Raw genomic sequence first — 9390 nt, forward strand, 5'->3', positions numbered from 1 at the left:
CTGCCATATTGGTTGGTGGCGAGCCCGAGGTGTGTGCTGTACCACGCCCGCATCGCCTTTGGGTCCCTGCATTTGAAGAAGATGCCCCCGAGGCCGGTCACTTTCCGGGAGGAATCGGCTGCTTTTGTACTGTGTAGGCTTCGCGTGCCATAGCCGAGCAGAAATGCCGTAACCAGTAGTGCGATGCCCTTTGTCGTATTGATTCTCATCCGTTTTATCGGTTTTAATGGTTGACCCTGAAGCTTGGTTCACAAGGGAATGATTCCAAAATTAGCGATTAATTTCCGAAGGCCGTCACTTTAACGTCCAGGCTTTGGCGATGAGCGGCAGCCCACACCAACCCACAATGGCGGTTGCGGCGCTAAAGTGATTTCAAAATGGGACGACAGTACATCAGGTGGCTGTCATGGATCACGGCGAAAACACACGCGTTTGTCCATTCCCACAGGCACCAAATAAAAAACCCTGAAGCGTCCTTCAGGGTCTTGTTTTTGGAATGGGCAGTCGCACTACACGACCGTACCGGTCAGGTATACACTCGTGGAGGCGCGGTGCCCGCCGAGTGCGGTAAACCCGAGCCAGCAGTGTACGGCGTCTCCCGCCCAGGCATCCGGTACCGACAGGCTCAGCAGCCCTGACGAACGCTGTTCCACGTGGCTGTACAGGAACCTGGCCTTATCCGGATTGTAGACTACGGCAAGCAGCAGGTCGTTAGACACCGCCTCCGGCTGGCCGGAATTGTCGGCCCAGGTGAACTGTAGCGTACCCAAAGGCAGTGCCGTCAGCGCAGCGTCCTGTACCCCTGCCAGGTCCCCTTTGGTGATCATCACCCTGGCATAGTCGATGGACATGTCCGGGTATACGCCGGTCACCGCCTCCCTGAGGAAGAATGACGAAGCGAGGTCAAAGCGGGAGCGCTCATTGGCGGGCTGCCCGAAATAGCTGTCGAGTAACGCCCGAATCGGCGTGATAAAGCGGATGACGAGTGCAAATGCCATACGCTGCTGCAGTTGTTTGGCGCTGGCCACACGGCTGCTCCTTTTTGGGCGGCTTCTCATGACGTCTAAACCGCGCCAGTTGGCGCCTACTACCGGGCCTATTGTGCCCCTGAATCCTCCAAGGATTCCTTTTTCAAATTTTCCCATGATCTTTAATTTTTAGAAAAATGGATGAATAAAATCAGCCTGCAGGACTGCCGGGTCTTTCCCGTTGATGGACCAAAACTAAAACGCATTTTTGAGACCGCAAAGCCCGCTACCGCTATCTTCCGCGTTTTACCGTTTGTTTCCGCTTATTACCGGAAAAGGAAACAAAAGGGCAAAAATTACCGCTTTTTACCGCTTTTTACCGCCCATTTTGAATAGACTCTTGTTCCAGTTTCGTTCGAGTCTCGTTCGAGTCAGCTTCGAGAGCGATGGCAGGCAGCTTGCGACGGCCCCGAACACCCTGCACCGAAACTCGGTCGAAACCCGGCCGAAACCCCAAAATGTCACAATTAAGCATATGTTTAGAAAACATTAACATTTGTAAGAATAGCTTGTTAAATCTGGCAAAAGCACACCACAACGAAAACGATATTGTTAAAATTTTGTAAACACAGTATCAATGAATTATGGAATTATATTCCTTCGTAACAGCAATACAAGGAGCCCCAAAATCCTATGCCATAATAGTAACTAAAACTTAATCACTATGAGCAGGGTCATTATCTACACGAAAGACGTCAGCCTGATGATGGGTGTCAGCGACAAAACCGCCAGGGAAGTCATTAAGAAAATCCGTATATGCGTACGCAAGGAACCGGGCATCCCCCTGACGGTCTTTGACCTCGGGGCGTACATGAACATGGATGCGCAATACATCATCCGGATTATTAACGCGAAGTAGCGGCACCGGCAAGGCCTGTAGCGTGCCACATCCGCCAACCGCGATGTTGGGAATCAGCCCACACCCCAAAAGGGGACGGCACGCGACAACGCAGTTTTTGGCGTATTCGCACCGAATCACCACATTCCGTTGCGTTATTCTTTACAAAATCAGGGTATACCCTGATGGTTTTTTGCGGAATTGGCAATACTTTTCTGCGTGGATTGCATTATATTTATAACGCAGGGGTTGGTGCGGCATACACCACCCTTTGCTCCCGCCGCCCTGCGGGATGTTGGTAACCGAAAACAAACGAGATGATGAAACAATTACTGCTGCTGTTAGCAGTACTCCCCTTGAGCGCGCAATCCATTGACGTTGCTGAAACTACCATTAAGGTCCCGATGTTGGGTGAAGAAGTCCTGTATTACGGCCTCGCCGAGGGGGATCAACTTACCGTAAACTTCGAAGAAACCAATGGAAAGGAATTAAAAGAGTTTGAAATAGCGGAATATCCCTCCGCTTCAAAATTCATGGATTATAAAATCAAGAAGCTGGATAACCGAACAATTAGTATCAATAAGACGGCTGTTTATAAATTCCGATTGTACAATTCTTCATTAGGACCACGCATTTGCAAACTTAAAATCCAGAGGACGCCCGCTACTGTAAGCACGAAGAAATTTGATACTACCGTATACTGGAAAACGGTGAATGATACTACTTACACCACTACTCAGGAAAACTATCTGGTAAGGCGTGACACGTTAATAACCATAATTACAGATCAGGCAGCAAAGGTTCACTCAGTTGGTAATCTCAATGATAACAAGACAACCTTTGACTTTATACTACCCACAAATACTGTTGCCTGGGGATATTATATAGGGGTTAATCAGGAAGGTCAAAAAGCATATGAAGCAGCCGCTGAATTATTAAGGGCGGCCGCTGACTCCGTTATCCCAAAAACACCAATTAATCAAATAGCATCAGGTGCAATTTCCTTTATTCCAAAACTGCAATCCGGTGAAGACATCGATTTCTATATAAACGATGCGGCAAATTTGGATTTGCTAAACAGCGGCCAGTCATTCTATCCTTTGAAACGAGGTAAAGTGATTAATGATTATTCGTCTATGACTACTCCTTTGTCAGGAAGGTATTACATGACTTTCATAAATGACAACGCAGTCATGGGTGTTACGGTAAATGTAAAAATTGCGGCAGTTTCTTTTAATGATGTTTGGGGGATTAGGGAGGTGAAGAATATGGTTATTGGGAGTCGGAAGGAGCCTTACTTGAAAAATTAAAACTTTAAACAGTTTTCCTAATGAGAGTACTAACAAAATCAAGGTTTAAATTAGGTTTGGAATGTCCAAACAAATTATTCTATACTGGTAAAAAAGAATATGCTAATAAGAAACAGGAAGACCCTTTTTTACTTGCGTTGGCTGAAGGTGGTTTCCAGATTGAAGAATATGCCAGAATGCATTATCCTAATGGGGTATTGATTGAGGGAGATGATGGAAAATATGAACTCCTTTGGAAACAGACGCAAGAACTATTAAAACAAGAAAATATAGTGATTTATGAAGCTGCATTTTTACACGACGGGTTATTTATAAGAACGGATATACTCGTCAAAAAAGGCGATGTGATTAAACTTATTGAGGTTAAATCCAAATCATTTGACCCAAATGACGATTACCTTTTTGTTGGAAAGCGTGGGGCAATGGTGCCTGCATGGAAGCCATATTTATTTGATGTTGCGTTTCAAAAATATGTAATGCAGTTGTGTTATCCCGATTGGGAGATTAGTTCCTTCATAATGATGGCTAATAAATCTGCACGAACCACTATTAATGGACTTAACCAGTTTTTCAGGGTCAGTAAAGAAGCTGGTAATAGAACAGGCGTTATCAAGACAATCAACTCTTTGCAAAATGCTGGAACCAGTGTGTTGGAGCAAAAGAATACCACAGCTGTAGTTACTCAAATCATAAACGATACGATACCTTATTCACCCGACCTTACTTTCACAGGTGCTGTAGAAATGTTGAAAGAAAATTATTTAAGTGATACTTACTCGAGCTGGCCAACTTCTTATAGCTGTAAGTCATGCGAATTTGTAAATAACGATGCGGAAGCAGTTTTAAGGTCCGGTTTTAAAGAATGTTTTGAAAAGCAACACAATTGGGGTGAACCTGAATTCAGTAAACCCAAAACATTTGATGTCTGGTCGTTCCGAAAAGGTGCAGAACTGTTTAATAGCGGTATTTACTTTATGGATGAACTGACCGAAGATAGTATCGGTTTAAAACCCGAAGCTGGAAGATTGTCGATGAGCGAACGACAATGGATACAAATCAGGAAAGAAGTTGATCTGGATACTTCCATACATATCGATGTTGAGGGGCTTAGGCAGGAAATTGACGATTGGAATTACCCGCTCCATTTTATAGATTTTGAGACAAGCGCTGTGCCTTTACCATTTACTTCAGGCCGAAGGCCGTATGAGCAAATTGCTTTCCAATTCTCAGTGCATACGTACTATCAAGATGGCAGGATTGAGCACTCGGCACAATATCTAAATAACGCCAAAGGCGTTTTTCCCAATTTTGATTTCGTAAGAGCCTTGAGGGAAGCGCTTGATAAGGACAACGGTACTATTTTTCGTTATTCTAATCACGAAAACACAATCCTTAATGCCATTTACGAACAGTTATTGACAGCTGACGAACTGGATTCAGCCACATTAATCGCATTTATAAAAAGCATATCTCATTCCAAAAGCGATAGTGCAGAAAAATGGATCGGAGAAAGAGATATGGTAGATTTATGGGATGTCCTTAAAAAATATTATTATAATCCGTTAACAAAGGGGTCAAATTCTATTAAATATGTATTGCCTGCAATCCTTAATTCGTGTAAATATCTGCGCGATAAATATTCCCAACCAATAGATAAAATCAACTTAACAAGTCAAAATTTACCAACCTCGCATGTTTGGCTCACCTGCAATGGTGAAGTCATCGAAAACCCTTATAAAAAATTGCCTAGACTCTTTGAAGATTGGAGTGAAGAAGAACTGGATGAGGTCGTTTCAGGGATGGAAGAACTTGCAGATGGGGGAGCGGCTTTAACTGCATATGGTAAAATGCAATATACTGATATTAGTGATGCAGAATTGGATGAACTGAGCACTGCTCTTTTAAAATATTGCGAATTGGATACACTTGCAATGGTTATGCTTTTTGAACATTTTAAAGAAATAGCTGAATAAAAATGGCAAATAATCAAAAAGCATTAAAACGATATTTGATAATACTAAAAATTTTAAGTAGAACTGGTATGCATTCTTCTAAAGATATACATACTACATGTGTAAACAGTGGTATTGAAGTCGGATATAGAACTATACAAAAAGACCTTGAAGACTTAAGAGATGATGAAAGTATATTTGGGAAAAATTTAGGCATATTTAAAGATGATAAAGAGAAAAAATGGTATAGTACTGGGATTCCAAAGGAAATTTTCTCAACTTTAGAATTAAAGGACGGAGAGGTTGATGCGTTGTTATTTTACTTTAAAACAATTAATCAATATAGTGAATATCCAATATTCAAAGACCTATCGAAAGCCATGAAAAAGGTTATAGATGGGTCTAATATTTCTAAGGACCGCAAAGAATTATTTGATATTGAAAATTTATTAGAATCCGAAAAGCATCCTCCCATTTCTGGAATAGAATTTATTGTTGATTTATTGAACGCTATTTCTAAAAGAAAGATTGTCGAACTCGAATATCAGCGTTTTGGAAAACCCGCAAAAACCCATATTATTAAACCAATACTGCTAAAAGAAGATAAGTTAATGTGGTACCTTATTGGTATTAATATAAAATATGATAGCATAATAACTTTTGGCCTGGATAGAATAAATTATGTCCTATTAAAAGACGAAGAATTTGAAAAAATAGAATTCAATAGTTCAGAATATTTCAAACATTCATTTGGGATAACAGTTTCTGATGAAGATCCCATTGAAGTGATTATATCATTTGATGTTGAGCAAGGTGATTATTTGAAAACACTACCAATTCATCCAACACAACAAATAATCAAGGAAACGAAAAAACAATTAACTATTAAAGTTATTGTGAAACCATCATATGAGTTTTATTCAAAAATATATAGTTATTGTTGCAATGCAAAAGTAATTTCTCCTCCGGGCATCAGAGAAATATTTAAGGCAAGTTTTATAAAGGCGAACTCAAATTATATGTAATATTTTTTAATGGTGCATGTGGGTTGCGCCATGTAGTATTTTATTTGTAGTATAAAAAATATTAATCTACAAATAATAACTGCTATGGCAAATTGCAACAAACTCTTTTTAGACTTTAATAAAGTCATTACTCCCACTTCAGAAGAAATGAAAAAGATGAAAACGTCGAGGGAAGCACTTCAGAAAAAAATAACTACAAAACTGAAGGATAAATTAAATATGACACCGTCATATTACACACAAGGTTCCGGTGCAAGGGACATGAAAACTATAATTATAAAAGAAGATGGGACTTATGATTCGGACAGAGGCATATTCCTTCCTGAAAAACCATCAGTAACTGCCGAAACAGTACAAGGATATGTTTATGACGCTGTTTGTGATCATACCGATGATGGTGCTGAGCATAGGAAAAAATGCATACGCGTATTTTATAAATCTGCTTATAACATAGACTTTCCCATTTATTACGAAGTAAAAGGTGAAGATTATTCTTATATGGCTGTGAAAGGGGATGGATGGATAAAAGATGACCCTTCGCACATGGTTAACTGGCTTTCTAAACATAAAGACTCAAATGGGCAATTAGTTAAAGTAATCAAGTGCCTGAAAGCATGGGCTTCTAAAAGTAGTTTAAAGATGCCGAGCGGTATTGCATTTGCCGTTTGGGCTTGTAATAATTTTTCAGAAAGTATTGATAGGGATGACGAAAGTCTATATCAAACTTTAAAAAACATCAAATCGGAACTCTCATGGGGCGTAACCTGTGATTCGCCAGTTGAACCTTACGATGACCTTACATCTAAATTAACTCAGGATCAAAAAGACAAGTTCAAAAAAGAGCTAGACAAATTTGTCGAGGATGCTAAGAAAGCACTTGATGAAGAGAACCAATTAGAATCGTCTAAAACCTGGAGAAAATATCTAGGCGATAGATTTCCATTAGGGGCTGATGAAAACACAGACGCAAAAGAGAGGGCATTAATGTTCTCAGCCTCGCATGTTTTAGATGGTTCAGCACATTTAGATAAATCAGGAAACATCAATCCCAGTACTGGTGTTAATCATAAAACACATCGAAATTATGGGGGTTAGAAGATACATTCCTGTTCGGGGAATAAAAAAACACTTAGCCATTAGAGTTGAAATGAAGCTATTAAAAAACAACTTTCCTTTCCTAAAGTTTCAAATTAGAGAAGGGAAGTTGATTTGCTATGGATCTTGTCAGCCTACTGATCTCTCCCCTATTTTTAATTATAGGATTGAATGGGCACCAGGCTTAAACCCTAAAGTGTTTGTCATAAGCCCACAAATTGAATATGATGATGATATTCACATGTATTCTGATAAGAGTTTGTGTCTTTATTATCCAAAGGATTTCATTTATGATTTCAAATCACACATTCATGATACGATTGTTCCTTGGACACATGAATGGTTTCTATTTTATGAGCTATATCAAATAAAGGGGAAATGGTTACACCCTTATGTTGACCACAAAAAAATTTAAATTATGGATTTCATACCAAATATTTTCATAGGCTCTTCTACTGAAGGAAAAGCAGTAGCTGAAAAGATTAAAGACCAATTGGCAAGTTTTGCAGATTGCAAAATGTGGACTCAAGCTTTCGAATTGGGAAAAAGCAATTTTGAAAATCTATCCGGGCAAATTGCTTTTTATGATTATGCAATATTAGTTGCAACCGGTGACGATGTAATTGTATCTCGCAAAAGAAAACAAAAAACCAGTCGTGATAATATCTTATTCGAATTTGGTTTGTTTACTGGTGGATTAGGAGCTTCAAGAGTCTTTTATATGATGGAAGAAGAAATCAAAATACCAACAGATTTGTATGGGATTACGTTGCCGTTTTTTCCATCACCAAAAGAACCTGATTTCGATACAGCCATTGTTGATTGTGCAAACAAAATAAAAGAACACATTGAAACTAAAGAAAAAACTTTTGATCTAGGCTTCCTACCATCAACAGCCTTAGCTTATGGCTATTTTACTAATTTTCTGGTCAGGACAATTGAGGGTTTGTTAGAAGACCAGGCAAAAAAAAGAAAATTTACAATCGGAAATAATGATGACTTTGAGATAATGGATTTGAAATTTACTGTTTTGATACCTGATGATCTTAGTGATGATATGTTTTCAAAAGTTAAAGCAAAAAGGTTAAAAGGAAGTTGGGATAAATTGAATGTAACCACCGGAGGAATCAGAGATTATGATTTTTCAGTGGATGTTTCAAAAGCGATTAATGGGGAATTACATTTAATTGACATTCCATTGACATTAAATGCTTTAAATAAAGCTATTGAGCTTTATTCAAAGAAACAACATTTAGGAAAAGATTTCAAGGAAACTATATTAGAGGAACGAGAAATAAGAAATTTTAGAAGAGCACTTGAATATTTAATAAGCAAAAATACATTTACTAAAGATATTGTCAATGTCGAAGTTGTTGGTATTTAACCAGCGTGCAGATTTTCTACAATACGATAGCGCATAATTACTTCATTAATGCGCTCCAGACGCGTGCATCCAACACCCATAACGCATTTCAAAATTGAAATTCTGGCAACTATAATAAAACAAAACCACAAACACAACACCTGCAGTTTTATATTTTTAAATCAACACTGCGTCAGGGAAACAACCTGACGGTTAAAAGGTGGACATTGTTTTAGATGGCTAATGCGATATGCGTTGTGGGATGGAATGCAATCAGCGGCGAGGAATAGATACCTCCCCCGCATCCATTATCCCGGTACCGGCGACCCTTGCGGTCGCCCCTCTCATAAAAGGGCAACCTTAAAGGTTGCCCTTCATGATATGACTACAAATTATGATGAAAAGGGCGACCGCAAGGGTCGCCCCCACTACAAATTCTTATATTTGTATCTCAACGCCACAGAAGCACTTTGCTTTATAAACGATACGCCATGCCACCATACGACCCACAACGCCACCACCGCAGGTCCATCCGCTTAAAAGGATACGACTACAGCCAGTCCGGATTGTATTTTATCACCATGAACTGCCAGGACCGGAAACACCGGTTTGGACACATTGAACATGGGGAAATGATATTGAATGAATGCGGCCAGATTGCCCATGACGAATGGGAAAAATTACAAACAAGATTTCCCAATGTCGAATTGGATGCTTTCCAGATCATGCCTGATCACATGCATGGGATTATTGAATTGACTGTCGGGGCAACCCTCGCG

At 39.7% G+C, this 9390-nt stretch carries 8 protein-coding genes and 2 pseudogenes; 8 read left to right on the top strand and 2 right to left on the bottom strand.

All coding sequences use genetic code 11. The annotated features are described in order from the left end of the window. Positions 1 to 209: pseudogene (locus CFE23_RS14675) on the bottom strand (VOC family protein); the annotation flags it as partial. 300 nt (positions 210 to 509) lie between these two features. Then, positions 510 to 1145 carry a DUF6266 family protein gene (locus CFE23_RS14680; RefSeq protein ID WP_291089547.1) on the bottom strand — a complete coding sequence of 212 codons (636 nt, stop codon included), beginning with the start codon at positions 1143 to 1145 and terminating at the stop codon, positions 510 to 512. Positions 1146 to 1692: 547 nt separating this feature from the next. Between CFE23_RS14680 and CFE23_RS14685 the strand changes: the two genes are divergently transcribed. The 8 genes and pseudogenes from CFE23_RS14685 to CFE23_RS14720 all read left to right on the top strand — a co-directional run. Beyond that, positions 1693 to 1887 carry a hypothetical protein gene (locus tag CFE23_RS14685; protein ID WP_291089549.1) on the top strand — a complete coding sequence of 65 codons (195 nt, stop codon included), beginning with the start codon at positions 1693 to 1695 and terminating at the stop codon, positions 1885 to 1887. Positions 1888 to 2183: 296 nt separating this feature from the next. Next, the gene (locus tag CFE23_RS14690; protein WP_291089552.1) at positions 2184 to 3176 is read left to right on the top strand and encodes a hypothetical protein; all 993 of its coding nucleotides are present in this window, start codon (positions 2184 to 2186) and stop codon (positions 3174 to 3176) included. A 20-nt stretch (positions 3177 to 3196) separates the two neighbouring features. Then, on the top strand, positions 3197 to 5149 hold the full coding sequence (locus tag CFE23_RS14695) for a DUF2779 domain-containing protein (protein WP_291089555.1): 1953 nt from the start codon (positions 3197 to 3199) through the stop codon (positions 5147 to 5149). 2 nt (positions 5150 to 5151) lie between these two features. Further along, positions 5152 to 6153, top strand: coding sequence for a WYL domain-containing protein (locus CFE23_RS14700; protein WP_291089558.1), 1002 nt, complete (start codon positions 5152 to 5154; stop codon positions 6151 to 6153). An 84-nt stretch (positions 6154 to 6237) separates the two neighbouring features. After that, positions 6238 to 7248 carry a cyclic GMP-AMP synthase DncV-like nucleotidyltransferase gene (locus tag CFE23_RS14705; protein ID WP_291089561.1) on the top strand — a complete coding sequence of 337 codons (1011 nt, stop codon included), beginning with the start codon at positions 6238 to 6240 and terminating at the stop codon, positions 7246 to 7248. Next, positions 7238 to 7663, top strand: a complete 426-nt coding sequence (locus CFE23_RS14710) for a hypothetical protein (RefSeq protein ID WP_291089564.1) — start codon at positions 7238 to 7240, stop codon at positions 7661 to 7663. The genes CFE23_RS14705 and CFE23_RS14710 overlap by 11 nt, the downstream gene beginning before the upstream one ends. Before the next feature lie 3 nt (positions 7664 to 7666). Continuing rightward, the gene (locus CFE23_RS14715; RefSeq protein ID WP_291089567.1) at positions 7667 to 8632 is read left to right on the top strand and encodes an STING domain-containing protein; all 966 of its coding nucleotides are present in this window, start codon (positions 7667 to 7669) and stop codon (positions 8630 to 8632) included. A 470-nt stretch (positions 8633 to 9102) separates the two neighbouring features. Beyond that, positions 9103 to 9390 (top strand): annotated as a pseudogene (locus CFE23_RS14720) (hypothetical protein); the annotation flags it as partial.

The sequence above is a fragment of the Flavobacterium sp. BFFFF1 genome (genome assembly GCF_002256285.1).
GTDB lineage: Bacteria > Bacteroidota > Bacteroidia > Flavobacteriales > Flavobacteriaceae > Flavobacterium.

Coding starts and splice junctions, on each gene's coding strand:
- CFE23_RS14680 (WP_291089547.1), bottom strand. CDS start 1,145: ATGGGAAAATTTGAAAAAGGAATCCTTGGAGGATTCAGGGGCACAATA.
- CFE23_RS14685 (WP_291089549.1), top strand. CDS start 1,693: ATGAGCAGGGTCATTATCTACACGAAAGACGTCAGCCTGATGATGGGT.
- CFE23_RS14690 (WP_291089552.1), top strand. CDS start 2,184: ATGATGAAACAATTACTGCTGCTGTTAGCAGTACTCCCCTTGAGCGCG.
- CFE23_RS14695 (WP_291089555.1), top strand. CDS start 3,197: ATGAGAGTACTAACAAAATCAAGGTTTAAATTAGGTTTGGAATGTCCA.
- CFE23_RS14700 (WP_291089558.1), top strand. CDS start 5,152: ATGGCAAATAATCAAAAAGCATTAAAACGATATTTGATAATACTAAAA.
- CFE23_RS14705 (WP_291089561.1), top strand. CDS start 6,238: ATGGCAAATTGCAACAAACTCTTTTTAGACTTTAATAAAGTCATTACT.
- CFE23_RS14710 (WP_291089564.1), top strand. CDS start 7,238: ATGGGGGTTAGAAGATACATTCCTGTTCGGGGAATAAAAAAACACTTA.
- CFE23_RS14715 (WP_291089567.1), top strand. CDS start 7,667: ATGGATTTCATACCAAATATTTTCATAGGCTCTTCTACTGAAGGAAAA.